Raw genomic sequence first — 21976 nt, forward strand, 5'->3', positions numbered from 1 at the left:
TCATGGCACCTCAGATCAACGGTTCGGTCGTGAAGGCCTTCGAGATCCTGCATCTGTTTTCGCCCGAACGGCCGGTGATCACGGCGGCGGATCTGGCGCGGGATTTGGATCTGAACGGCGTCACCGCGCACCGGTTCCTGCGCACGCTGGAACAGGTCGGCGCGCTCGTTGCCGAAAGCCGGGGGCATTACCGATTGAGTTTCCTGTTTGCCGATCTGGGTGACCGGGTCCGCGACGCGCAGATGCTGGCGCGTCTGGCGCAGCCCCTGCTGAACGGTCTGACCGACCGTCTGGGGGAGGGCTCCATGGCAACCAGCTTCAACGGGGCGAAAGTCACCTGCATCGCCAAGGCGCAGCCGCGCCGGGCGCTGGCGGTCGATGTCCGGGTCGGGGTGGAGCTGGAGGCCTGGTGCACTGCCCATGGCAAGCTCTGGCTTGCCCATCTCGGCGAGACGGAGCTTGACCGGTATCTCGCCGGCCACGCCCGTCAGCGCTTTACCGCAGCGACGGTCACCGATGAACAGCGCCTGCGGCAGGAAATCGCTGTCATCCGCAAGCAGGGCTTTGCGCTCAATCGCGGCGAGCGCGAGGAGGGGCTGTTCGCCCTCGCAGTCCCAGTCCGCAGCCGCAGCGGCCGCATGGTCACGGGCCTCTCCATCTTCGGCCCATCCGGACGCCTCGGCGGCGCACAGGCCGAAATCCTTGGCGCGCTCCGGCAAGCCGCAGCCGAGCTTGAGGCCGCGCTCTACGGGCCGCCCGCGCCAGTACAGGCGTAGCATTGGCGCAGGCGTGAGGCTTGTTCAGTCCTTGCTGCCAGCGAGCGCGCCGGGTTCCATGCCCTCGGACAGCGCGAAGCCTTCGTCGAGCCAGCCGGTCACACCGCCGATCATTTCCTTCACCGGCCGACCCAACCGCGCCAGCGCAAGGGCGGCCTTAGTCGAGCCGTTGCAATGGGGACCCGCGCAGTAGACGACAAACAGGGTCTCCGGCGGATACTCGGCCATCCGCCGCGCGGTGATCTTGCCATGCGGCAGATGCAGCGCGCCCGGAATATGCCCCGCCGCGTAGAGCGCAGGACCGCGCACATCCAGCAGCACGAAATCGGCCGTGCCGGTCGAAAGAGCGTGATGCGTGTCCCAGCAGTCGGTCTCGAAGCCAAGCTTGGCGGAAAAATGGGCGATGGCGGCGTCGGAGGCGGCGGCTGGCGTGGCGCTGACAGAGCTGGACATCTGGAACTCCTCTGGATCGGATCGTCGATGCAGGCAAGGTGCCGCATGGATGGCAATCGGGCCATTGGCCGGAATGCCAAGATGCAGTAGGATCGTGCCAACCTGTCCGGGAGCCTCGCCATGACTGATCACACGCCTGTCGCTCCAGTCGCCCCTGTCGTGCCAGCCGGCACGGCTCAGGTTTCGGCTGAGGTTTCGGCCCCGGTCGCGGGCCTCGCTGGGGCTGGCGGTGCGGGAGCACTTGCGGGGGCCGGATCGCTGCCGCCGCTGGCCGTCGCGCTCGTCTACGAAGGCCTCAGCCTGTTCGAGTTCTCCATCTGCACCGAGATCTTCGCTGCAAAGAAGCCGGAGATCGACGGCCCCTGGTACCGGTTTGCCGCGGTTGCGGTCGAACTGGACACCGTGTCGGCGAGCGGCGGCGTCAGCGTCCGGGCGACGGCTCCGGCGAGCCTTCTTGACGACGCGGACATCATCCTCGTGCCGGGCTGGCCGGGGCGCGATCACCGCCTGCCGGCCGGGCTGAAGCGCCAGCTGCAGCGGGCGCAGGTGCGGGGCACGCGCCTCGTCACATTCTGCAGCGGCGCGTTCCTTCTGGCAGCAGCCGGTCTTCTCGACGGGCGCCGGGCGACGACCCACTGGCACTACATCGCGGATCTTCGCGCCCTCGCACCGGCCTCCGAGATTGTCGAGGATGTGCTCTATGTCGAGGATGGCAACGTGTTGACGGCTGCGGGATCGGCCGCCGGCATCGACCTGTCGCTGGCCCTGGTGCGGCGCGATTTCGGCTGGCAGGCGGCCAATGCCCTGGCGCGCAGCCTGGTGGTGCCGGCACAGCGCGAGGGCGGGCAGGCCCAGTTCGTGCCGCGTCCCGTCGCCCGTCATCCGCAGGGCTCGCTGGCCCCGCTGCTCGAACGGATCGAGCGGGAGATTGATCAGGACTGGGATCTGGCGCGGCTGGCGGAGGCCGCCTGCTGCAGCCTGCGCACCCTCAACCGCCGCTTCCGCGATGCCACGGGCCTTGCGCCGCAGGACTGGCTGATCCGGGCGCGGGTGCGCCGCGCCTGCAGCCTGCTGGAGACCAGCGGCGAGGGCATCGACGCCATTGCGGCGGCCTGCGGCTTCAAGGCCCCGGAAACGTTCCGCCTGCATTTCCGCAGGATCATGACGGTCACGCCGTCCCGTTACCGCTCCGAGTTTCAGGCCGCCGCCAATGCGGCGCCGGCCCGGCAGGCAGCCCGGAAAGCCTGATCAGGAAACCTGATCAGAAAACCTGACTGCGTTCCACCAGCTCGCGGCCGTAGTCGCTTGTCAGCGCACCAGCCTTCAGCGCCGAGACCGGGGCGACTTCTTCCAACTTGCCATGCCGCAGCACGCCGAGCCGGTCGCAGAGGAACGAGACAACCGGCAGGTCATGGGTGACGAGCAGATAGGTGAGGCCTCGCTCCTCGCGGAGCGACTTCAGCAGGTTCAGGATCTCCGCCTGCACCGACACGTCGAGCGCCGAGGTCGGCTCGTCGAGCAGCAGCAGTTCCGGCTCGAGCATCAGCGCACGCGCGATGGCAACGCGCTGGCGCTGGCCACCGGAGAGCTGGTGCGGCAGGCGGAAGCGGAACTTGCGCGCCAGACCCACCGCATCAAGCATCGACAGGACGCGTTCGTCCTTTGCGCCGATCCCATGGATGGCAAGTGGTTCGGTCAGGGCGTCATCGACGGTCTTGCGCGGATGCAGCGAGCCATAGTGGTCCTGGAACACCATCTGCACGTGGCGCATCATCGCCTTGGTGCGCTTGTGGCCGAGCGGCATGTTGCCAAGCGCGATGCTGCCGGACCAGCTGTCCACCTGACCGGCCAGGGCCTTCAGGATGGTGGACTTGCCCGAACCGGATTCGCCGACGAGCGCGAAGCTCTCGCCAGTGGCCACGGAGAAGCTCACGTCCTTGACGACGGCGGTCGAGCCATAAAAGACGTTGAGGCTGTCGACGTCGATCATGCCAGTTTCTCCAGCGCGGCGCGGTCGAGCACCGGCAGGCGCTCGCGGGTCTCGTTGAGGCGGGGCAGGGAGGCAACCAGCCCCTGCGTATAGGGATGTTTTGCCTCGTGCAGCTTGCCGGCGGCGCATTCCTCGACGATCTGGCCGTTGAACATGACGAGGATCCGGTCGCACCAGTGCGAGACCATGTTGAGGTCGTGGCTGATCAGCATCAGGCCCATGCCGCGCCGGCGGACGAGGTCATCCATGATTTCCAGCACCTGCGCCCGGACAGAAACATCCAGCGCCGAGGTTGGCTCATCGGCGATCATCAGGTCTGGCTCGAGAAACACCATCATGGCGATCATCACGCGCTGGCCCATGCCGCCGGAGACTTCATGCGGATAGAGATTGTAGACGCGCTCGGGATCGTTGATGCGCACGGCTTCCAGCGCTTCCAGCACCTTGGCCTTGCGGGCCTTTGCGCTCATGCGGGCGTGGAAGGCGAGGGCCTCGCCGATCTGCTCACCGATGCGCATCACCGGGTTCAGCGAGAACTTCGGATCCTGCATCACCATCGACATGCGCGCCCCGCGCAGGCGCCGGTAGCCGGCCTCGTCGGTTCTGGTGAGGTCAATGCCGTCAAACATCATCCGGTCGGCGGTGACCCGTCCAGGCTTGCCGATCAGGCCCATGACGGAGCGTCCGGTCATGGACTTGCCGGAGCCGGATTCACCCACGATGCCGAGACGTTCGCGGCCGAGCGAGAAGCTGATGCCCTTGACCACCTCGACCTCGCCCCGTTCGGTCGGGAAGCGGACCTTGAGGTTCTGCACCTCGAGAAGCGTGCTCATGACTGGTCCCTCACTTCGACCGCTGACGCGGATCAAGCACGTCGCGCAGGCCATCGCCGAAGAGGCAGAAGCCGAGGCTGACGATGACGATGGCAAAGCCCGGCATGGTGGCGACCCACCACTGGTCCAGGATGAAGGCGCGGCCGCGCGAGATCATCGCGCCCCATTCGGGCAGCGGCGGCTGCGCGCCAAGACCCAGGAAGCCGAGGCCTGCTGCAGTCAGGATGATGCCGGCCATGTCCAGCGTGACGCGGACGATGGTGGAGGACATGCACAGCGGCAGGATGTGGCGCAGGATGATGCGGCCATGGCTGGCGCCCTGCATCCGCACGGCGGCGATGAACTCGGCCTTGCGCACGGTCAGCGTTTCGGCACGAGCAAGGCGGGCATAGACCGGCCAGGCGGTGATGGCGATGGCGATGACGGCGTTCTCGATGCCCGGTCCAAGCGCGGCGACAAAGGCAAGCGCCAGGATCAGGCGGGGCATCGACAGGAAGATGTCGGTAATGCCCATCATGATCCGGTCGACCGCGCCACCGAAGTAGCCAGAGATCGCGCCGATCACCAGCCCGAGCGGGGCGGAGATGACGGCCACCAGCAGCACGATGAACAGCGTGATACGCGCGCCGTAGATGACCCGGCTGAAGATGTCGCGGCCGAGTTCGTCGGTGCCCATCCAGTGCTCGGCCGACGGCGGCAGCAGACGCGCGGTCAGCTGGCCCTCGATCGGATTGTAGGGCGCGATCCAGGGGGCAAAGGCAGCTGTCAGCAGCAGGGCGATGATGATCACCAGGCCAACCACGGTGAGCGGATTGCGCAGCAGGGCGCGCAGGGTGCGGTAGCCCTGGCCCAGCTGGGCCTGCAGGCGGGTGGCTGGCGTTTCGTCCAGCAGCCAGTCGCGGGTCGAGCTCATGCGCGGGCCCTCGGATCCAGGAGAAGATACAGCGCATCAGACAGCTTGTTGATGCAGATGAAGACGGCACCGATCACCAGCGTTGCGCCCAGCACCGCGTTCATGTCGGCGTTGAGCAGCGCGTTGGTGAGGTAGTTGCCGATGCCGGGCCAGGAGAACACGGTCTCGATCATCACCGAGCCTTCAAGAAGACCGGCATACGACAGGCCAATCACGGTGATGAGCTGCACACGGATCGGCCGGAAGGCATGGCGCCAGATCACGACCCATTCCGGTGCGCCCTTGACCCGGGCGGTGGTGATGAATTCCTGCCCCAGCTGCTCCAGCATGAAGGAGCGGGTCATGCGGGCAATATAGGCCAGCGCGAAGAAGCCAAGGATCGTCGACGGCAGGATGATATGGGCAAAGGCGCTCTTGAAGCTGTCCATGTCGCCGTCGATCAGGCTGTCGACCAGCAGCAGGCCGGTATGCGGCGTGACGAGGCCGTCGAGGAAGATGTCGATGCGTCCCGGTCCGCCGACCCACTGCAGCTGGGCATAGAACAGCACCAAGCCGACCAGGCCGAGCCAGAACGCCGGGATGGCATAGCCGGCCAGGCCGATCACGCGGATGATCTGGTCAATGACACTGCCCTGGCGGGCGGCAGCACAGACACCGAGCGGCACACCGATCACGACACCGATGATGATGCCAAGGGTTGCCATTTCAAGGGTCGCGGGAAAGACGCGGGCCAGATCCTGGACCACCGGATTGGAGGTCATGACCGCCTTGCCGAGGTTGCCCTGGACGACATCGCCGACATAGCGGGCAAACTGGACGATCAGCGGATCATCGAGCCCCATCTTCAGCCGCGCCGCGTCATAGACTTCCTTCGGCGCACGGTCACCGACCACGGCCAGAACCGGATCGATCGGCACCACGCGGCCGATGACAAAGGTGATGGCGAGCAGGCCCAGGAACGTCAGGGCAATCGTCACGAAGAACCAGACTATGGGCTTCAGGCGGGCCAGAAGGGCGGCCGCTGCGCCCCGGCTGCCGGTCAGGGTGGCGTTGCTCACGGAGTTTTCCTTGCCAGTTAAACTTCTTTTGACTTACCAAAATTTTTTTACTAGCGTCAAAGAAATTTTGGAGGTCGCCATGAGCAGAGCCCTGAAGGATGCCGAGGAGATCCAGACCGGTTTGCCGGTCGGGACACCGCCGCATTTCGGCGGCCGGATTCGCGATCTGCGCCGCAAGGGGGATCTCACCTTGCAGCAGCTGGCCGATCGCGCCGGGATCTCTGTCGGTTTCCTGTCTCAGGTCGAACGCGGCAAGGCTACTCCCTCTCTCGGGACGCTGGCATCGATCGCCGATGCGCTCGGGGTCGAGATCGACTGGTTCGTCGCCACGCCCAAGCCAGCTGATAGTGTCACAAGGGCAGGCGAAAGGGAGCTTTTCTCTCTCGCTGACGCGTCTTTGTCCTATGAGCGCCTCAACACGGTGCTGCCGGGCGGTACGCTGTCGTCCGTCATCGTGCATATTCCGGTCGGTTATGCCTCCGAGCTGACGGCGCATACCGGCGAGGAGCTGATCGTCGTCCTCGAAGGCACCCTGCGCCAGACGCTCGGCGAGGCGATGTTCACGCTCAACGCGGGCGACAGTTTCCACTTCATGGGCGATACGCCCCACTCATTCGCCAATGTCGGTGACAAGCCGGTCCGTCTTCTGTGGACAGGCAACACGCCCCCGCCTCATTGGCCGAACCCCCGACCAGCCGTAGCGGGGAAAACCTGCGGCCAAGAAACCTGCCTTCTTTCAGGAGAGGACCATGAAGCTTTTCAGAACCGCGCTCGCCGCTGGTCTGTTGTCCCTGACAGCCCTGACCGCGCTTCCGGCCCAGGCCGCAACGCCGGCCACCGCGCTCGTCGTGGCACAGAACATCGATGACATCGTCACCATCGACCCGGCGACCGCTTACGAGTTCTCCTCGGGCGAATATGTCGTCAACGTCTACAACCAGCTCGTCCATTACGACGCCGCCGACACCACCCAGCTGATGCCGGGTCTGGCCAGCGACTGGGTCATCGACGCTGACAACAAGACCATCACCTTCACCCTGCGTGACGGTGTCAAGTTCCACTCCGGCAATCCGCTGCGCGGTGCTGACGTGGTTGGATCCTGGAAGCGCGTCCTTGTCCTGAACAAGGCTCCGGCCTTCATCCTGGCGAACCTCGGCTGGACCCCGGACAACATCGAGCAGATGGTGACCGTGGACGGCAACAAGATCAGCGTGCGCTATGCCGGCGACTTCTCGCCGCTCTTCGTGCTGAACGTCCTTGCTGCCCGCGTCGCTTCCGTGGTCGACATGGAAACGGTCATGGCGAACCAGGAGAACGGCGACCTTGGCAACGCCTGGCTGAACAAGAACTCTGCCGGCACCGGCCCGTTCAAGCTGCGCGCCTACAAGCCGTCCGAGATGCTGTCGCTGGAAGCGAACCCGGATTACTGGGACGGCGCACCGGCCATGAAGCAGGTCGTCATCCGCCACGTTGCTGAAGCTGCGACCCAGCGCCTCCTGCTGGAATCGGGTGATGCCGACATGGCCAAGAACCTGACCCCGGACCAGGTGTCCGGTCTTGCTGAAAAGCAGGGCGTCAAGGTCGAGACCTATCCGCAGGCTGCCGTGCACTGGTTCTCGTTCAACCAGAAGACCGAAGCCCTGACCAACAAGGCCCTGTGGGAAGCATCCCGCTATCTCGTCGACTATGACGGCATGGCCGGCACGTTCCTGAAGGGTCAGATGAAGGTGCACCAGGCCTTCTGGCCGGAAGGGTTCCCGGGCGCTCTGACCGAGAAGCCGTTCAAGTACGACCTTGAAAAGGCGAAGAAGATCCTGGCCGACGGCGGCGTCAAGCTTCCGCTGACGATCCAGCTCGACGTGATCAACTCGAGCCCGTTCACGGACATCGCGCAGGCCCTGCAGGCGTCCTTCGCGCCGGCCGGCATCAACTTCGAGATCATCCCGGGCACTGGCGCCCAGGTGATCACCAAGTACCGCGCCCGTACCCACCAGGGCATGCTGCTCTACTGGGGTCCGGACTTCATGGATCCGCATTCCAACGCCAAGGCCTTCGCCTACAACGCCAACAATGCGGACGACAAGTACGCCTCCACGACGACCTGGCGCAATGCGTTCATGCCGCCGAAGGAAATCAACGAAAAGACGATGGCCGCTCTGACCGAGAAGTCGCCGGAACAGCGTCTGCTCATGTATGTCGAGCTGCAGCAGGCCATGCAGGCCGAAGCCCCGTTCGTCATCATGTTCCAGGCGGTCAAGCAAGTCGCCATGAGCGAAAAGGTTCAGGGTTACGTCAACGGCGCGACTTCTGACTTCGTTTACTACCGTCTCGTCACCAAAAACTAAGCACAGCCCCATGACGAGACCACCCGGAGGGCGGCCCTGCTGCCCTCCGGTCCTTTCCTGCCCCCAACGCCCCGGAATTCGAACATGATCACGTCCCCCGATACCGTCTTTGCAGCCTTGCACGAGGCTGCGCGCACCGCCGTGGGCGCCCGCCTGTTCACCGTCACCGTTCTGGACCGCAAGGCCGGCCTCAGCCGCCGTGCCTACACGTCCCACCCGGCCGACTATCCGACCTCCGGCACCAAGCCGATGCGGTCAGACGGCTGGACTGAGATCGTGATCGACGGAGCAAGGAGCTTCGTCGCCAACACGACGCCGGAATTCGCGATCTATTTCTTCGATCACGCCCTCATCAATCAGCTCGGTTGCCACTCGGCCATGAACATCCCCGTCTCCGACGGCGAGAAGGTCGTGGGCACCGTCAACATCCTGGACGTTGAGGGACATTTCACCCCCGAGCGGGTGGCCAAGCTGGAGGCCCTTGTCGCCGAGCATCGCGCGACGCTCCTGGAGGCCATGGCCCGCGTGCCGATGGAGGCCTGAATGGCTCACGATGCCGCAAAGTCCTACGTAGCTGAGCGTCTGGCGCGTCTGCGCCAGAAGATGGAAGCCAACGGCACTGATCTGGTGGCCCTTGCGCCGGGCGCGCACCTGCGCTGGCTGCTGGGCTTCGCCCCGGCGGCCGACGAGCGGCCTTCGCTGTGCCTGATTGGCCTTGAGAACGCCTGCTTCCTGATGCCGGCGCTCAACGCCGACGACAGCCGCCAGCATACGGACCTTCCGTTCTTCGAATGGAAGGATGATGTCGGTCCCGCCAAGGCTCTGGCCGAAGCGCTTGGCTTTGCCGCTCCCAAGGCGCGCCGTTTCGGTCTTGATGAGACCATGCGGGCCGACCACGCGCTCATGCTGACTGATGCGCTGGCCGGGTGTGGCCGCAGCTTTGCCTCCGAAACGGTCGGTGGGCTGCGCATGATCAAGACGGCCGATGAAATCGCGTTGCTCAAGGACAATGCCCGGATCGCCGATATCGCGCAGGTCGCGGTGCGCGATGCGTTGGCCGAGGGCATCAGCGAGAGCGAACTCGCTGCCGTTGTGCAGGAGACCTTTGCTGCGCACGGCGCCCGACCGACCTTCGCCATTCTGGCAATTGGCCCGAACAGTGCCTATCCGCACCATCACACGGGCTCTGCCACCCTGAAGCGGGGCGACATCGTCCTGGTCGATATCGGTGGCATGAAGAATGGCTACAATTCGGACATCACCCGGATGGTCAGCTTCGGCGAGCCGCCGGCCGGCTATCGCGATGTGCACTGGGTCGTGGATGCTGCCGTCCGTGCCGCCATGTCGGCCGCACGGCCAGGTGTTTCAGCCCGCAGTGTCGATCTGGCCGCGCGTCAGGTCATTACCGATGCCGGCTACGGCGATTTCTTCACTCACCGGACCGGCCACGGCCTTGGAACGGAAGTGCACGAGCAGCCCTATATCACCAGCGCCAACGAGCTTGTTCTCGAAGAAGGCATGGTCTTCACCATCGAACCCGGCATCTACCTGCCGGGCCGCTTCGGCATCCGCCTCGAGGAAGTCGCCGTGGTGACCGCCACCGGCTGCGAGATCCTGTCGGGTCTGAGCCGGGATCTCGCCGTGGTGTGATGGACAAAAATCGAAACTGACAACAAAGCGGCCCGGTGCAAACCGGGCCGTTTTGCTTGGTGAAAACCTCCACCTCACCGCCGTCATCCCGGCCAAGCGCAGCGCCGAGCCGGGACCGGCGAGCCGAGGCATCAATATCCCATGAGTTGATGTCGGAGAGACGGTGGCTCTCCGGTTCCGGATCTGCGCTTCGCTTCGTCCGGAATGACGACGGAGAAGTGACGGCTCTGTCACCAGTCTGGGCCCTGTGCGAACCGGGGATTTTTCATTGATCCAGTCGAGCCAGCGGGAGAACTTCGACAGCGATCAGGATCAGGACCGCGAGAAAGACTGTTTCGGCGATCAGCAGCGCGATGGCCTTGCGACCAACCTTCAGCACATTCGGCAGGGATGTCTTGACGCCAACGGCGGCAATGGCGGCCAGCAGTGCCCAGCGGGATGTCGCGTTGGCGGCCTCGGCAACGACGGGCGGAATGGTCACGACTGAGTTGACGGCCACCAGCGCGAGAAAGACGATGACGAAACTCGGCAGCAGCGGCGGGCGAGCCGAACCCTCGATGCTGCCGCCGCGCCGATAGGCGAGGGCGATGACCAGGACCACGGGTGCCAGCAGGGTAACCCGGATCAGCTTGACCAGCACCGCCATGTCGCCAGTCTCCTGCGACACAGAGAAACCGGCACCGACCACCTGGGCAACGTCATGGATTGTTGCGCCGAGGAAGACGCCAGTGATCGCCGGACCCAGATCCAGCGCTGAGGCAAGGATCGGATAGCCGATCATCGCAAGGGTCGACAGCATCGTCACGCCGAAGACGGCAAAGACCATGTCGCGCTCCGCGTCCTGCGGATTGCGCCGTGGCAGCACGGCTGCGATGGCCATGGCTGCCGAGGCGCCACAGATCGCGACAGCACCTCCGGTAAGGGTGCCGAAGGAAGCGGAATGGCCGGTCAGCCGTGCAGCGAGAATGCCGAAGCCGATGGTCAGGACCACGGCCGCGACAAGGACACCAAGCATCGGCAGGCCGAGGTCGGCGAACATGGTCAGGCTGATGCGCAGGCCCAGCAACGCAATGCCTGCGCGCAGCAACGCCTTGGCAGCGAATTCCAGCCCCGGCCCCATGCGCGGGTCTTCGGCCAGAAAGTGCAGGGCAAGCCCGATCAGGATGGCCAGCAGCATGGCCGGCGCGCCGTAATGATCCGACAGGAAGGCGGAGGCAAGCGCGATCAGGATGGAGATCGACAGGCCCGGAAAGCGGATGCGCCAGAAGGCGGCTGACGTGATCGGATCGTTCTGGGCAGAGGAGGCGGCTGGCGGGGTTGGAGCCTCGCCATTGGCCGGATCGGGCGCGGTCATCACGGACTTTCGGTCAAGGATGGGCTCTTGACGAGCGGCAGGAAGGGGGAGGCGGCGCAGTGCGCCACCTCCATGAGCACATTAGTTCAGATCGGCAGCGCGTTCAGCTGCAACCTTCGCTTCAGCTTCGGCAACGGCCGCCTGGAACTTGGCGAAGATCTCGCCGCCATCCTTCACATTGCCCTTGAACCAGTCGAACACTGGTGCAACGGCTCCCTTGAAGGCGGCCTTTTCCTCGGTCGTCGGCACATAGACTTCACCGCCAGCCTTGATGAAGTTCTGGTAGGCGGCGATTTCCTTGCGCTTCGGCGAGGCGAAGGTTGCCTGCTGCAGGGCGGCAAAGCCATCGACGACGATCTGCTTCTGGGCCGGGGTGAGGCTCTGGAAGCGGTCGTTGGACATCCACCAGAACGCGCCCATGTAGCTGTGCCCGTCGAGGGTCAGGTACTTGAGGCCAGCGTCCGGGAACTTCATCGACATGATATCGGTGATGCCGTTGGCGGTGCCTTCGACCACGCCTGTCTGCAGCGAGGTGAAGAGTTCCGGCCACGGAATCGGCGTCGGAGCCGCGCCGACGGAGGTCGCGACCTGCTGAGGCAGGGCGGCCGGAACGGTGCGCATCTTCAGACCTTTCAGGTCATCCGGCGTCTTCACCGTCTTCTTCGTGTTGGCGTAGTTGCGCCAGCCACCGGTGTTGCCGATGGTCATCAGGCGGATCTTGTTGTCGCTGTCGGCGAGAGCCTTGGCGCGCAGCTCGCGGGTGAAGTTACCGGACAGCACTTCTTCAGCCACCCGGTCATCACTCATCAGATACGGCAGATCCAGAACCTGGATGTAGGGGAACAGGCCAGCAGCGCCACCCGACGTCGAGATGTAGACGTCGATTGATCCGTCAGCCACGCCCTGCAGGCACTCCTCCCCGGTGGCGCAGAGCTGCGTGCCCACGAACAGTTCCACCGCGATGGCACCGTTCGAGGCATTCTCGATGTAGTTCTTGAACACGATCAGGCCGTCATAGTCCTCATCGTTTTCGTTCGAGTTGGCCGTGGCGCGCAGGGTGATGTCTGCGGCATGGGCCATTCCGGCGACGCACAGCGTGCTGGCCAGAAGCACGGTCTTCAGCATGGTCTTCAACATTCCTTCAGTCCTCCCTTTCGTCTGAAGTCAGTCCACAAATCCGGCAAGGCGCGGGATCGTGAGGCAAAGGGCCGGGAAATAGGTGATCAGGAAGATCACGGCGATTTCCGCAGCCAGGAACGGCAATGTCGCGCGGGCGATTGTCTCGACGCGAAGGCCCGAGACGGACGAGGTGACAAACAGCACCAGGCCCATGGGTGGGGTCAGCAGGCCGACCGTCAGGTTCACCGCCATGATGATGGCGAAATGGACGGAATCGACGCCCATCTGGGTAAAGATCGGACCGAGGATCGGGCCAAGGATGATGATGGCCGGGCCGGCATCCAGGAACATGCCGACGATGAACAACAGGATGTTGATCAGGAACAGCAGCACCAGCGGGTTCTCGCTGAGCCCGAGGATGATGTCGGCCAGCATTTCCGGCGTATGCGACAGGCTGGCCACGGTCTTGAACGCCATGGCGGCGCCGACGAGCAGCAGGACGACCGCCGATGTCATGCCCGCGCGGGTCAGGACATCCGGGATTTCGTTCAGCTTCAGCGTGCGCAGCACGAACAGCCCGATGAAGAAGGCATAGCCGACGGCGATTGCGGACGCTTCGGTCGGCGTGAAGATGCCGCCGAGAATGCCGCCCATGATGATGACGGGGGTCAGGAGCGGCCAGAAGGCCTTGAGGCTCGCCTGGCCCCGCTCACCCCAGCTGGCGCGGCGCGTGGCCAGCGGCAGGTTCTCCTTGTCGGCGACCCACCAGACAATGCCCATCAGCGCAAGGCCGATGAGAATGCCCGGAACAATGCCGGCGAGGAACAGCGCGGCGACGCTCTCGCCCATCACATAGGCATAGATGATCATGATGCCGGACGGCGGGATGATTGGGCCGATGATCGAGGAGGCGGCGGTGACGGCTGCGGCAAAGCGGCGGGTGTAGCCCTGCTTTTCCATCGCCGGGATCAACATTGAGCCGAGGGCCGAGACATCCGCCACGGCGGAGCCCGACAGGCCGGCAAACAGCATCGAGGACAGGATGTTCACATGCGCAAGGCCGCCGCGCAGATGGCCGATCATGGCCTGCGCAAACTCGACCAGCCGCAGCGTGATGCCAGCCCGGTTCATCAGCTCGCCCGCGAGCATGAAGAACGGGATCGCCATCAGCGGGAAGCTGTCCATGCCATTGTAGACGTTGCGGTAGAGCAGGACGATGTCGCGCTCCTGACCGTTCAGCCAAAGCAGGATCCCGGGGGCGGCGACGAGGCCAAAGACGATTGGCAAGCCAAGCAGCAGGAAGACAAGGAACAGCGGCAGGAACAGGGTCAGCATCATTCAGCTCCCAGCGAGGTTGCCATGGCAATCGGCTGCAGGTCGCGGCCGCGTCCCAGGAGTGCAATAAGGCTGCGCAGGATCAGTTCGATATTGACGATGAACATGGCGGTCATGCCAACGGCGAGCGAGGCCATCATCCAGCCGCGCGGGATGCTCATCCATTGCGACAGGTCGAAAGAAACAGGGACCGAGACCGAGGGCAGGGCAAATCGCCCTCCAATTCCGGTGACTTCCGCCCAGCCGATGCGCATGCCGACCCAGAGAATGATCGCCGTCAGGATCAGGAGCACCAGCGAGAGCAGTGCGGCCATAACGCGCGGCATCAGCATGACCAGCATGTCGATGCCGACAAAACCGCCGCGCCGGAACGCGGTCGGTGCCATCAGGCCGGTCATCCAGAGCATCAGGAAACGTGAGGCTTCCTCGGTCCAGGACAGCGCGTTCTGCAATCCATAGCGGTAGACTACCTGCACCAGGATGATCACGACCATTGCCCCGACGCAGATCGCGCCCAGCCATCGCCCCAGCGCAAGCGCTGCGGCATTGGCCTGGCCGAGCAGTCTGGCGGCCGCCAAAAGCACTCCCATGTCTTTCCTCCTCCACGGACCGGTTCTCCTCCCGGGTCCGTGCCAAACAAATTCTCAGGCCTTGCGCGCGAAATGCCCGTACATGCCGCGCGAGAAGCAGAGCGGATCACCCTCGCGGTGCGCGACGCGCAGCACCCGGCCGATGATCAGCGAATGGTCACCTGCGTCATGCAGGGCAAAGCGGCGGCATTCGAACCGCGACAGGGTGCCGGGGATGACCGGCGCACCTTCGGCATTGAGCTGCCATTCCAGGCCCTCGAAGGCGGTGCCGCCGCGGGTGAAGCAGGCGCTGAGGCCGTCCTGCTCTGCGCTCAGCACGTGGATCGCGTAATGATCGACGGCGGCGAAGGCGTCGTGTTTCGACGAGCTCTTGGCGGGCGACCAAAGCACCAGCGGCGGGTCGAGGGACACGGAGGTAAAGCTGTTCACCGTCATGCCCATCGGACCTTCTGCGCCCATGGCCGTGACCACGGTCACGCCCGTCGTGAAGCTCCCCAGCGCCGAGCGGAACGCCCTAGCGTTGCTGGCATCAGGGCTGAACAGGGTTTCGCCATGGGCGTGTCTGTCATTTGCAGCCATCATCACGGCACCTCTTTTCCGATCGCCAGCGTGTAGAGTTCGAACCAGGTCTGGCGGTCCATGACGACCTTCATCGCTTCATGGAAGCGGGCGATCCGGTCGAGGCGATTGGTGCCCATGACCGGAATGATCTGTGCCGGATGCCGCAGCAGCCAGGCGACCGCGACGGCCGTCACGTCGACCTCATAGTCGGCTGCGATACGCTCCAGTGCGGCCAGCAGCGGTGCATTGGCGCCGGAGAACAGGCTGCCGCCGCCCAGCGGCGACCACGCCATCACCGGAACCTTACGTTCCTGCAGATAGGCGAGATCCCCATTTGTGAAGGGGGCCGGCTCTGTCAGGCTGATCTCGATCTGGTTGGTGACGAGCCGTGTGCTCATCGCCGACTGCAGCAGCGAGAAATCCCAAGGCCGGAAATTCGATACGCCAACACTGCGCACCTTGCCGGACGCGACGAGCGCATCGAGGGCGCGGCCAGTGTCTTCAGCGTCCATCAGCGGATCCGGGCGATGGATCAGCAGCAGGTCGATCCGGTCCGTCGCCATCTCGCGCAAGGACATCTCGGCCGACGCGGTGATATGCGCTGCACTGGTGTCGTAGTGCTTGACCCGCGCGGCAGAATGGCGGCCGACCGGGGCGACGATGTCGCATTTGGTCACCAGCTCGATCCGGTCGCGAAGCGTGGGGGCAGACTTGAGTGCCGCCCCGAGAATGGCTTCTGCCGTGTAGCCGCCATAGATGTCGGCCTGGTCCATCGTGGTGATGCCCTGGGCGAGACAGGCCTCGACCTTGGCCTGCACATGGGCCGGGGATGTGTCTGCGTCATCGCCGATCCGCCACATGCCGTAGACAATGCGGCTGAAGCTGAGATCGGGGCTAAGCGAAATGCGGTCCATCAGCGGCGGTCTCCAGCGCCCAGCGGTGTCGCCGGGGTCTCGTTCGGCACGCGGCCATAGGCATGCGGCAGCGAGCAGGTCTTGAGGTGGGGCAGGACCTTGGTCCCGAAGTGGTCGGCCTCGTCGAGATGCGGGTAGCCGGAGAAGATGAAGGCACGGATGCCCATCTTCCGGTATTCCTCGATCTGGCTCAGGATCTGGTCGGTTGACCCGACGAGGGCTGCGCCGCAGCCTGAACGGGCCCGGCCAATCCCGGTCCACAGGTTCGGTTCGATGTAGCCAAACTGGTCGGCCAGTTCGCGGGCGCGGGCCTGGTGGGCGACGCCAAGCGAGATGGAATCGTGGGCGCGGTCGCGGATCAGCTTGCCGTATTCATCGTCCAGCTTGGAGACGAGATGCTCGGCATACTCGCGCGCTTCGGCTTCCGTGTCGCGGACGATCATGTGCACGCGCAAACCGTAGTCGAGGGTGCGGCCATGGGCGGCGGCGCGCTCATGCACAGCCTTCATGCGGGCGGCGAGCTGGTCCTTGGTCTCCGGCCACATCAGATAGACGTCGCATTGTGCGCCGCAGAGTTCCAGCGCGTCGGGCGAATAGCCGCCGAAATAGAGCAGGGGGCCACCGTTCTGCTGGTAGGGCCGCGCCGGATCCGTCGTTACGCCCTTGAACTGGTAGACCTCGCCATCGTAGTCGATGGTGTCACGCGTCCAGGCCTGTCGCAGGATTTCCACGACCTCGTGGCTGCGCTTGTAGCGGTAGGCGCTGTCTGCGACCTCGCCGGGGAAGTCTGAGCTGATGACGTTGAGCGTCAGCCGGCCTTTCAGCATATGGTCGAGGGTCGCGACGGTCCGCGCCAGCATGATCGGCTGCATCTCGCCGCAGCGGATTGCGGCCAGCATGTTGATGCGGTCGGTGATCGGCGCGCAGCCGGCGACGAAACTCAGCGTATCCTGGCCGACCTGGTAGGACGACGGGCACAGGATGTTGCGAAAGCCGAGGCTTTCTGCCTTCCGCACGATCGAGGAACAATGCTCGAAGCTGGACCGCAGGCGGCCGTCCGGAACGCCGAGGTATTCATAGTCATCAGAGCACAGCGCTGCAAACCAGGACACCTCACTGGCGTCGAGATCAGCAGATGTGACGGGCACCACGGTCATCGAAATTCCCCCATCGGCGTCGAACTTTCTTCTTGCGTATCACCCGCCTTGATGTAAATCAATAGTGTATCAATTTTTTGTGGGCTGCGCGGACCTGCCGCAGTCCTCTGGCAAAAGCGACGTGAAATCAGAGCGATGAATCAGCCAAAGGGCAGTCTTCCGATCTATCTCCAGGTGACCGAACTGCTGGTTCGTGACATCGCGGCCGGGCGTCTCATTGATGGTGAACGCCTGTCGCCAGAGCGCGACATGGCGCAGGAAATGGGGATTGCCGTTGGCACCTTGCGCAAGGCGCTGGCAGAGCTGCAGGCGCGTGGACTGCTTGAGCGCATCCAGGGATCGGGCAACTACATCAAGGCCGTCAGCGACCCGAAGAGCCTTTACGCGATGTTCCGGCTTGAGCTGCTCGCCGGTGGCGGTCTGCCGACCGCCGAGGTGCTGTCTGTCGAGCGTCTGCCCAAGCCCGACTATTTGCCTGCCTTCGGCAAGGCCGGCGAGGGGCACCGCATTCGCCGTCTGCGCCGGCTGTCTGGCCAGGTAGCGGCGGTCGAGGAAATCTGGCTCGACGGCTCGTATGTCGAGAGTATCGAGCCAGAGGATCTCTCGGAATCGCTCTACCTCTACTACCGGACCCGCCTGGGCCTGTGGATCACCCGGGCAGAGGATCAGGTCGGTCTCGACCACGTGCCGGATTTTGCCCCGGCGCTGTTTGGCAAGCCGGTCGGCGCTCCGGTGCCGCACATCCTTCGAATCAGCCAGGCCCAGGACGGAACGCGGGCGGAAGTCTCCCGCACCTGGTTCGATCACAACGTGGCCCGCTACGTGGCCCGTCTCAAATAGGGGAACTCTTCAGGTGAAGCTGAATTACGGAATCATCGGCTGCGGCATGATGGGGCAGGAACACCTGCGCAACATCGCTCTCCTGCCGGACACCGGCGTCGCGGCCATCTATGAGCCGGATGCCGGCATGCGTGCGCTGGCCGCCGAGGCCGTGCCCGGTGCGAAGATGGTCGATTCGATCGCGGATCTGCTCGATGTGGCCGAGGTGAATTGCCTTCTCATCGCCAGCCCCAACTATCTGCATCTGGCCCAGCTTGAGGCGATTGCGTCGATGCGGCCATTGCCGGTGCTGGTCGAGAAGCCGCTGTTTACGGCGCCGGAAGATGCACCGCGCCTTGCAGCCCTGCGTGCGGCCTATCCCGCGCCGATATGGGTCGCGATGGAGTATCGCTACATGCCGCCCGTGGCGCGCATGATCGAGGAAGCCGAGGCCGCAACTGGCGGCATCAAGATGCTGTCGATCCGCGAGCATCGCTTTCCCTTCCTCGAAAAGGTCGGCGACTGGAACCGTCTCAACCGCAACACCGGGGGCACGCTGGTGGAGAAGTGCTGCCACTTCTTCGACCTGATGCGCCACATCCTGAAGTCGGATCCGGTCCGCGTGATGGCGTCGGGTGGGCAGACGGTCAATCATCTGGACGAAGTCTACGGCGGCGAGCGTTCCGATATCTGGGACAATGCCTATGTGATTGTCGACTTTGCATCCGGCGCCCGCGCGATGCTCGAACTTTGCATGTTTGCTGAAGGGTCGCGCTATCAGGAAGAGATCTCGGCTGTCGGCCCGACGGGCAAGATCGAGTGTCTGGTGCCCGGTCCCGGCCGGTTCTGGCCCGAACATCTTGGCGAGCCTCCGATTGCCCAGGTGATTGTCTCGCCGCGCGATCCAAAGGGGCCGCGCATGGTCGAGATCCCGGTGGATCCGGCGCTGCTGGAGGCCGGTGATCACAACGGGTCGACGTTCTACCAGCATCAGCGGTTCCAGAAGGCCGTTCTCGGCCTCGGTCATGTCGAAGTGGCGCTGTCCGATGGATGGTGGGCCGTTGCCATGGGGCTGGCGGCACAGGAATCGGCACAGACCGGGCAGGCTGTCGAACTGGCCACCCGCAGCTATGCGCCGTCGTCCCGCAGCGGTTATGCTGCTGCGGCTCATGCCGCGCTTGCCGCTCGCGCATGAGCCGTGCTGCATTTCTGGCTGGCGGCGGGCGGAATGAGTCCGGCCGCCGCCACCGGAGCCGAGGCGACATGGAACCACGCAGCCCCTACCGACTGCATCACAGGCTCGGGTACCGTGTCTCGCGCTTGTCGCGGGTCATTCAGGTTCGGATCGAAGCCGTGCTTGCCCCCTATGGTCTGACGCGCCTGATGTGGTGCGTTCTGACCGGCGTGGGGGAGGAGGGGCTGCGCATGCCCTCCGACCTTGCCGACTATGTCGGCGTAACCCGGCCGACCATCTCGCGCTTGCTGCGCACGCTGGAGGCCCGCGGCCTCGTCGAGCGGCACGCCCCTGTCACGGGCGATGGCCGCGCGGTCGAGATCTGTCTCAGCCGCGAGGGAGCGCGCATTGTTGCCGAAGCGCGGGCGCCGATCGATGCGGTGGTGGAGCACTTCACCGGCAAGCTGTCTCAGGAGCAATATGCGGCCCTGATGCAAGCAATCGATCTGCTGATGCAGGGTGAAAGCACGGCGCTCGCCGATTTCTGACCACTGCGGGTGCCTGACCCTTCGGCTTGCCATTTACAACGAGGACGCGGGCATTACTCTCGGCGCCGAAGCGGCCCCCGGACGGGTGCCGGGCACGGGAGGATTTAAAATGCTCAAGGGAATCGATCCGCTGATCAGCGCGGAATTGCTGATGGTTCTGGCGGCCATGGGGCATGGCGACGAGATTGTCGTGGTTGATGCCAATTTTCCGGCTGATTCCGTGGCACGGCACAGCGTTCATGGCCGGTCGTTGCGGATTGACTGTTCTGCGGTCCGAGCGGTCGAGGCCATCCTGACGCTTCTGCCAGTCGACACCTTCGGCACCGAACCCGTCCTGACGATGCAGGTGGTGGACGATCCGGTTGCCGTGCCGCCCGTCGTGGCCGAGGCGCAGCCGCTGTTTGCCGCGGAAAAGGCGGACATGGGCTCGCTTGAACGCTTTGCCTTCTATGAGCGGGCGAAGAAGGCCTATGCGATTGTTCTCACCAGCGAACTTCGCCCCTATGGCAATTTCGTCATCCGCAAGGGCGTCATTTTCGGCTGAACGCGGCCCGTGCGCGCAGAAAACAGCGGCGGGGACGATCGGCTCCCGACCGCCGCTGTCCTGTTCAGCTCAGCGACAGTTCCCGCGCAACGCCCTGCAGCCTGGCGAGCGCCTCCTCGATGGTGTCGCAGGCTTCGCCAGCCGGCCGGCCGAGATAGGGGCAGGTGAGGACAGCGATGGCGTCGCCATTGGGGTCGAGCACTGGAACGGAAATATCCCGCACGCCCAGTAACTGACCGCTGTCACCGATGCGGAAGCCGGCGGCCCTGACCTGGTCGAGTTCGGCAGTCATCGCGGCGAGGCGCTTGTGGGCATCCGGGTCAGACAACGAGCCGAGCGTCTCGGCCCGCCGTTCAGGGCTCTGGAAGGCAAGCAGGGCATGTCCGGAGCCTGTATCCAGCAGATCCAGCCTTGCGCCGACGCGCACGCGGAACTCCCAACTGTCCATCGGGCTCGCCTGGGCGACCACAACTGCGGCAGCCCGTTCCGGCACCACCAGATGGCAGGACTGCCGGCTGTCGCGGCTGAATACGTCGAGCTTGGGCGTCGCCTGCGCGACCAGCCGGCGCAGCGGCGGATGCCGGTTGGCCAGGACAAACAGCTTCATCGACAGGAAGTAGCGGTCGCCGCCAGAGGACCGCACGACATAGTCGCGCGCCACCAGCCGTTCGAGCATACGGTAGATCTCGGAGGGGCTGCGCCCCATCGCCTTGACGATCTCCGCCCGTGTCAGGCCGCTCGGCTGTTCTGACAGCAGCTCGAGAATGTCGAGCCCCTTGTCCAGCGCCGGGGCCCGGTAGCGATCACCGCTCACATCCACATCACTCATGCCCGTTCTCCAGGAGCCGGCCTGCCGCGCCCTTACCCATCGTGCTGCGTTTTGCCTGCAATCCCAATGGGGTGTGCGCGAGGACCGGCGGCTTGTCAAATCGCGAGACGACAGACTTGCATGTTGGTTCATTTATGAATAGAATATTCGTATATAAACAGTCCGCAACGGCAACACCGTTCGTCAGCGGAACGATAGGGATGGAAAAACACGGACCACTGAATGCGTGGAACGTGTTGCTCATGGGAGGAAGACGATGCAGCAAAGCGGCAAGCGCCTTGCAGGCAAGACCGTGCTGATTACGGCCGCAGGGCAGGGCATGGGCCGCGCGGCGGCTCTGGTTCTGGCAAGCGAAGGGGCGCGGGTCATCGCGACCGACCGCGACGCCAGCCTGCTGACCGGCCTTACCGGCATCGAGACACTGGCGCTGGATGTGACTGATGCTGCTGCCATTGCAGCGTTGGCTGCCGAGCTTGGCGAGATCGACGGCCTGTTCAATTGCGCCGGCATGGTTCATCACGGCACGATCCTGGATCTGACCGATGCGCAGTGGCAGCAGGCGCTTGATGTCAATGTCACCTCGATGGTGCGCATGACCCGCGCATTCCTGCCCGGCATGTTGAAGCGGGCCGAGATCTCCGGCACCGCGTCGATCCTCAACATGTCGTCGATGGCTTCATCCATCAAAGGCTTCATCAACCGCACGGCCTATGGTGCGACCAAGGCGGCTGTCATTGGTCTCACCAAGGCGGTTGCTGCCGATTTCGTGAAGCAGGGCATTCGCTGCAACGCGCTTTGCCCGGGCACTGTCGATACGCCGTCGCTGCGCGGGCGCATTGCATCGGCCGCCGATCCGGTTCAGGCGGAGAAGGACTTCATCGCCCGCCAGCCCATGGGGCGTCTGGCCACGGTCGACGACATCACGCCGTTGATTGTCTATCTGCTCAGCGATGAAAGCCGGTTTGTCACCGGACAGGCGGTTTCCGTCGATGGCGGCGTGACGATCTGAGAGCA

General features: G+C 64.4%; 24 protein-coding genes. 11 read left to right on the top strand and 13 right to left on the bottom strand.

The features are described from left to right. Positions 1 to 2 precede the first annotated feature (2 nt). Positions 3 to 776: an IclR family transcriptional regulator gene (locus OVA12_RS09030; RefSeq protein ID WP_268136445.1), complete on the top strand. Its 774-nt coding sequence runs from the start codon at positions 3 to 5 to the stop codon at positions 774 to 776. A 24-nt stretch (positions 777 to 800) separates the two neighbouring features. Here OVA12_RS09030 and OVA12_RS09035 read toward each other — a convergent pair whose 3' ends face one another. After that, complete coding sequence (locus OVA12_RS09035; RefSeq protein WP_268136447.1) at positions 801 to 1229, bottom strand: rhodanese-like domain-containing protein; 429 nt, start codon at positions 1227 to 1229, stop codon at positions 801 to 803. A gap of 120 nt (positions 1230 to 1349) precedes the next feature. Here OVA12_RS09035 and OVA12_RS09040 point away from each other — a divergent pair, with 120 nt between their 5' ends. Then, positions 1350 to 2477 (top strand): helix-turn-helix domain-containing protein, encoded by a 1128-nt coding sequence (locus OVA12_RS09040; RefSeq protein ID WP_268136449.1) that lies wholly within the window; start codon positions 1350 to 1352, stop codon positions 2475 to 2477. Positions 2478 to 2490: 13 nt separating this feature from the next. Here the strand turns inward: OVA12_RS09040 and OVA12_RS09045 are convergent, their stop codons facing one another. From OVA12_RS09045 to OVA12_RS09060, 4 genes are read right to left on the bottom strand one after another with little or no spacing between them, the layout of a single operon-like run. Further along, on the bottom strand, positions 2491 to 3219 hold the full coding sequence (locus OVA12_RS09045; protein ID WP_268136451.1) for an ABC transporter ATP-binding protein: 729 nt from the start codon (positions 3217 to 3219) through the stop codon (positions 2491 to 2493). Continuing rightward, on the bottom strand, positions 3216 to 4052 hold the full coding sequence (locus OVA12_RS09050) for an ABC transporter ATP-binding protein (protein ID WP_268136453.1): 837 nt from the start codon (positions 4050 to 4052) through the stop codon (positions 3216 to 3218). Before OVA12_RS09050 ends, OVA12_RS09045 begins: the two co-directional genes overlap by 4 nt. Positions 4053 to 4062: 10 nt before the next feature. Beyond that, positions 4063 to 4965, bottom strand: coding sequence for an ABC transporter permease (locus tag OVA12_RS09055; protein WP_268136455.1), 903 nt, complete (start codon positions 4963 to 4965; stop codon positions 4063 to 4065). Beyond that, entirely contained in the window at positions 4962 to 6023 is a 1062-nt protein-coding gene (locus OVA12_RS09060) for an ABC transporter permease (protein WP_442793829.1), read from the bottom strand. Before OVA12_RS09060 ends, OVA12_RS09055 begins: the two co-directional genes overlap by 4 nt. Positions 6024 to 6033: 10 nt before the next feature. Here OVA12_RS09060 and OVA12_RS09065 point away from each other — a divergent pair, with 10 nt between their 5' ends. The 4 genes from OVA12_RS09065 to OVA12_RS09080 all read left to right on the top strand — a co-directional run bounded on the left by OVA12_RS09065 (position 6034) and on the right by OVA12_RS09080 (position 10018). Beyond that, positions 6034 to 6891, top strand: a complete 858-nt coding sequence (locus OVA12_RS09065; RefSeq protein WP_268136457.1) for a helix-turn-helix domain-containing protein — start codon at positions 6034 to 6036, stop codon at positions 6889 to 6891. Beyond that, positions 6773 to 8368: an ABC transporter substrate-binding protein gene (locus OVA12_RS09070; protein WP_268136459.1), complete on the top strand. Its 1596-nt coding sequence runs from the start codon at positions 6773 to 6775 to the stop codon at positions 8366 to 8368. Before OVA12_RS09065 ends, OVA12_RS09070 begins: the two co-directional genes overlap by 119 nt. Before the next feature lie 84 nt (positions 8369 to 8452). Further along, positions 8453 to 8911 (top strand): GAF domain-containing protein, encoded by a 459-nt coding sequence (locus OVA12_RS09075; RefSeq protein ID WP_268136461.1) that lies wholly within the window; start codon positions 8453 to 8455, stop codon positions 8909 to 8911. After that, a complete protein-coding gene (locus OVA12_RS09080; RefSeq protein ID WP_268136463.1) occupies positions 8912 to 10018 on the top strand; it encodes a M24 family metallopeptidase in 1107 nt (368 codons plus the stop codon). Positions 10019 to 10283: 265 nt separating this feature from the next. On the opposite strand, the gene OVA12_RS09085 is transcribed toward OVA12_RS09080, so the two are convergent. The 7 genes from OVA12_RS09085 to OVA12_RS09115 form a co-directional block, all read right to left on the bottom strand. After that, the gene (locus OVA12_RS09085; protein WP_268136465.1) at positions 10284 to 11372 is read right to left on the bottom strand and encodes a YeiH family protein; all 1089 of its coding nucleotides are present in this window, start codon (positions 11370 to 11372) and stop codon (positions 10284 to 10286) included. 81 nt (positions 11373 to 11453) lie between these two features. Beyond that, on the bottom strand, positions 11454 to 12509 hold the full coding sequence (locus tag OVA12_RS09090) for a TRAP transporter substrate-binding protein (RefSeq protein ID WP_268136467.1): 1056 nt from the start codon (positions 12507 to 12509) through the stop codon (positions 11454 to 11456). A gap of 27 nt (positions 12510 to 12536) precedes the next feature. After that, positions 12537 to 13826, bottom strand: a complete 1290-nt coding sequence (locus tag OVA12_RS09095; RefSeq protein ID WP_268136469.1) for a TRAP transporter large permease — start codon at positions 13824 to 13826, stop codon at positions 12537 to 12539. Beyond that, positions 13826 to 14416: a TRAP transporter small permease gene (locus tag OVA12_RS09100; protein WP_268136471.1), complete on the bottom strand. Its 591-nt coding sequence runs from the start codon at positions 14414 to 14416 to the stop codon at positions 13826 to 13828. The genes OVA12_RS09095 and OVA12_RS09100 overlap by 1 nt, the downstream gene beginning before the upstream one ends. 54 nt (positions 14417 to 14470) lie before the next feature. Further along, entirely contained in the window at positions 14471 to 14998 is a 528-nt protein-coding gene (locus OVA12_RS09105; RefSeq protein WP_268136473.1) for a flavin reductase family protein, read from the bottom strand. Next, positions 14998 to 15891: an aldo/keto reductase gene (locus OVA12_RS09110; protein WP_268136475.1), complete on the bottom strand. Its 894-nt coding sequence runs from the start codon at positions 15889 to 15891 to the stop codon at positions 14998 to 15000. The genes OVA12_RS09105 and OVA12_RS09110 overlap by 1 nt, the downstream gene beginning before the upstream one ends. After that, the gene (locus tag OVA12_RS09115; protein ID WP_268136477.1) at positions 15891 to 17048 is read right to left on the bottom strand and encodes an LLM class flavin-dependent oxidoreductase; all 1158 of its coding nucleotides are present in this window, start codon (positions 17046 to 17048) and stop codon (positions 15891 to 15893) included. Before OVA12_RS09115 ends, OVA12_RS09110 begins: the two co-directional genes overlap by 1 nt. A 135-nt stretch (positions 17049 to 17183) precedes the next feature. On the opposite strand from OVA12_RS09115, the gene OVA12_RS09120 reads away from it, so the two are divergent. The 4 genes from OVA12_RS09120 (at position 17184) to OVA12_RS09135 (ending at position 20133) form a co-directional block, all read left to right on the top strand. After that, positions 17184 to 17888 carry a GntR family transcriptional regulator gene (locus OVA12_RS09120; RefSeq protein ID WP_268136479.1) on the top strand — a complete coding sequence of 235 codons (705 nt, stop codon included), beginning with the start codon at positions 17184 to 17186 and terminating at the stop codon, positions 17886 to 17888. A 13-nt stretch (positions 17889 to 17901) separates the two neighbouring features. Further along, entirely contained in the window at positions 17902 to 19062 is a 1161-nt protein-coding gene (locus tag OVA12_RS09125; RefSeq protein ID WP_268136481.1) for a Gfo/Idh/MocA family protein, read from the top strand. A gap of 68 nt (positions 19063 to 19130) precedes the next feature. Further along, complete coding sequence (locus OVA12_RS09130) at positions 19131 to 19589, top strand: MarR family winged helix-turn-helix transcriptional regulator (RefSeq protein ID WP_268136483.1); 459 nt, start codon at positions 19131 to 19133, stop codon at positions 19587 to 19589. 109 nt (positions 19590 to 19698) lie between these two features. Next, the gene (locus OVA12_RS09135) at positions 19699 to 20133 is read left to right on the top strand and encodes an RbsD/FucU family protein (RefSeq protein WP_268136485.1); all 435 of its coding nucleotides are present in this window, start codon (positions 19699 to 19701) and stop codon (positions 20131 to 20133) included. 64 nt (positions 20134 to 20197) lie between these two features. Here the strand turns inward: OVA12_RS09135 and OVA12_RS09140 are convergent, their stop codons facing one another. Then, positions 20198 to 20962 carry an IclR family transcriptional regulator gene (locus OVA12_RS09140; RefSeq protein ID WP_268136486.1) on the bottom strand — a complete coding sequence of 255 codons (765 nt, stop codon included), beginning with the start codon at positions 20960 to 20962 and terminating at the stop codon, positions 20198 to 20200. Positions 20963 to 21218: 256 nt separating this feature from the next. Between OVA12_RS09140 and OVA12_RS09145 the strand changes: the two genes are divergently transcribed. Beyond that, the gene (locus tag OVA12_RS09145; protein ID WP_268136488.1) at positions 21219 to 21971 is read left to right on the top strand and encodes an SDR family oxidoreductase; all 753 of its coding nucleotides are present in this window, start codon (positions 21219 to 21221) and stop codon (positions 21969 to 21971) included. Positions 21972 to 21976 lie beyond the last annotated feature (5 nt).

Origin of the sequence: Pannonibacter sp. SL95 (genome assembly GCF_026672425.1) — a bacterium.
Lineage (GTDB): Bacteria > Pseudomonadota > Alphaproteobacteria > Rhizobiales > Stappiaceae > Pannonibacter.

Bases quoted from the DNA above. Each gene is read 5' to 3' on its own strand.
- OVA12_RS09030 (WP_268136445.1), top strand. From the start codon at position 3: ATGGCACCTCAGATCAACGGTTCGGTCGTGAAGGCCTTCGAGATCCTG.
- OVA12_RS09035 (WP_268136447.1), bottom strand. From the start codon at position 1,229: ATGTCCAGCTCTGTCAGCGCCACGCCAGCCGCCGCCTCCGACGCCGCC.
- OVA12_RS09040 (WP_268136449.1), top strand. From the start codon at position 1,350: ATGACTGATCACACGCCTGTCGCTCCAGTCGCCCCTGTCGTGCCAGCC.
- OVA12_RS09045 (WP_268136451.1), bottom strand. From the start codon at position 3,219: ATGATCGACGTCGACAGCCTCAACGTCTTTTATGGCTCGACCGCCGTC.
- OVA12_RS09050 (WP_268136453.1), bottom strand. From the start codon at position 4,052: ATGAGCACGCTTCTCGAGGTGCAGAACCTCAAGGTCCGCTTCCCGACC.
- OVA12_RS09055 (WP_268136455.1), bottom strand. From the start codon at position 4,965: ATGAGCTCGACCCGCGACTGGCTGCTGGACGAAACGCCAGCCACCCGC.
- OVA12_RS09070 (WP_268136459.1), top strand. From the start codon at position 6,773: ATGAAGCTTTTCAGAACCGCGCTCGCCGCTGGTCTGTTGTCCCTGACA.
- OVA12_RS09075 (WP_268136461.1), top strand. From the start codon at position 8,453: ATGATCACGTCCCCCGATACCGTCTTTGCAGCCTTGCACGAGGCTGCG.
- OVA12_RS09080 (WP_268136463.1), top strand. From the start codon at position 8,912: ATGGCTCACGATGCCGCAAAGTCCTACGTAGCTGAGCGTCTGGCGCGT.
- OVA12_RS09085 (WP_268136465.1), bottom strand. From the start codon at position 11,372: ATGACCGCGCCCGATCCGGCCAATGGCGAGGCTCCAACCCCGCCAGCC.
- OVA12_RS09090 (WP_268136467.1), bottom strand. From the start codon at position 12,509: ATGTTGAAGACCATGCTGAAGACCGTGCTTCTGGCCAGCACGCTGTGC.
- OVA12_RS09095 (WP_268136469.1), bottom strand. From the start codon at position 13,826: ATGCTGACCCTGTTCCTGCCGCTGTTCCTTGTCTTCCTGCTGCTTGGC.
- OVA12_RS09100 (WP_268136471.1), bottom strand. From the start codon at position 14,416: ATGGGAGTGCTTTTGGCGGCCGCCAGACTGCTCGGCCAGGCCAATGCC.
- OVA12_RS09105 (WP_268136473.1), bottom strand. From the start codon at position 14,998: ATGATGGCTGCAAATGACAGACACGCCCATGGCGAAACCCTGTTCAGC.
- OVA12_RS09110 (WP_268136475.1), bottom strand. From the start codon at position 15,891: ATGGACCGCATTTCGCTTAGCCCCGATCTCAGCTTCAGCCGCATTGTC.
- OVA12_RS09115 (WP_268136477.1), bottom strand. From the start codon at position 17,048: ATGACCGTGGTGCCCGTCACATCTGCTGATCTCGACGCCAGTGAGGTG.
- OVA12_RS09120 (WP_268136479.1), top strand. From the start codon at position 17,184: ATGAATCAGCCAAAGGGCAGTCTTCCGATCTATCTCCAGGTGACCGAA.
- OVA12_RS09130 (WP_268136483.1), top strand. From the start codon at position 19,131: ATGGAACCACGCAGCCCCTACCGACTGCATCACAGGCTCGGGTACCGT.
- OVA12_RS09135 (WP_268136485.1), top strand. From the start codon at position 19,699: ATGCTCAAGGGAATCGATCCGCTGATCAGCGCGGAATTGCTGATGGTT.
- OVA12_RS09140 (WP_268136486.1), bottom strand. From the start codon at position 20,962: ATGAGTGATGTGGATGTGAGCGGTGATCGCTACCGGGCCCCGGCGCTG.
- OVA12_RS09145 (WP_268136488.1), top strand. From the start codon at position 21,219: ATGCAGCAAAGCGGCAAGCGCCTTGCAGGCAAGACCGTGCTGATTACG.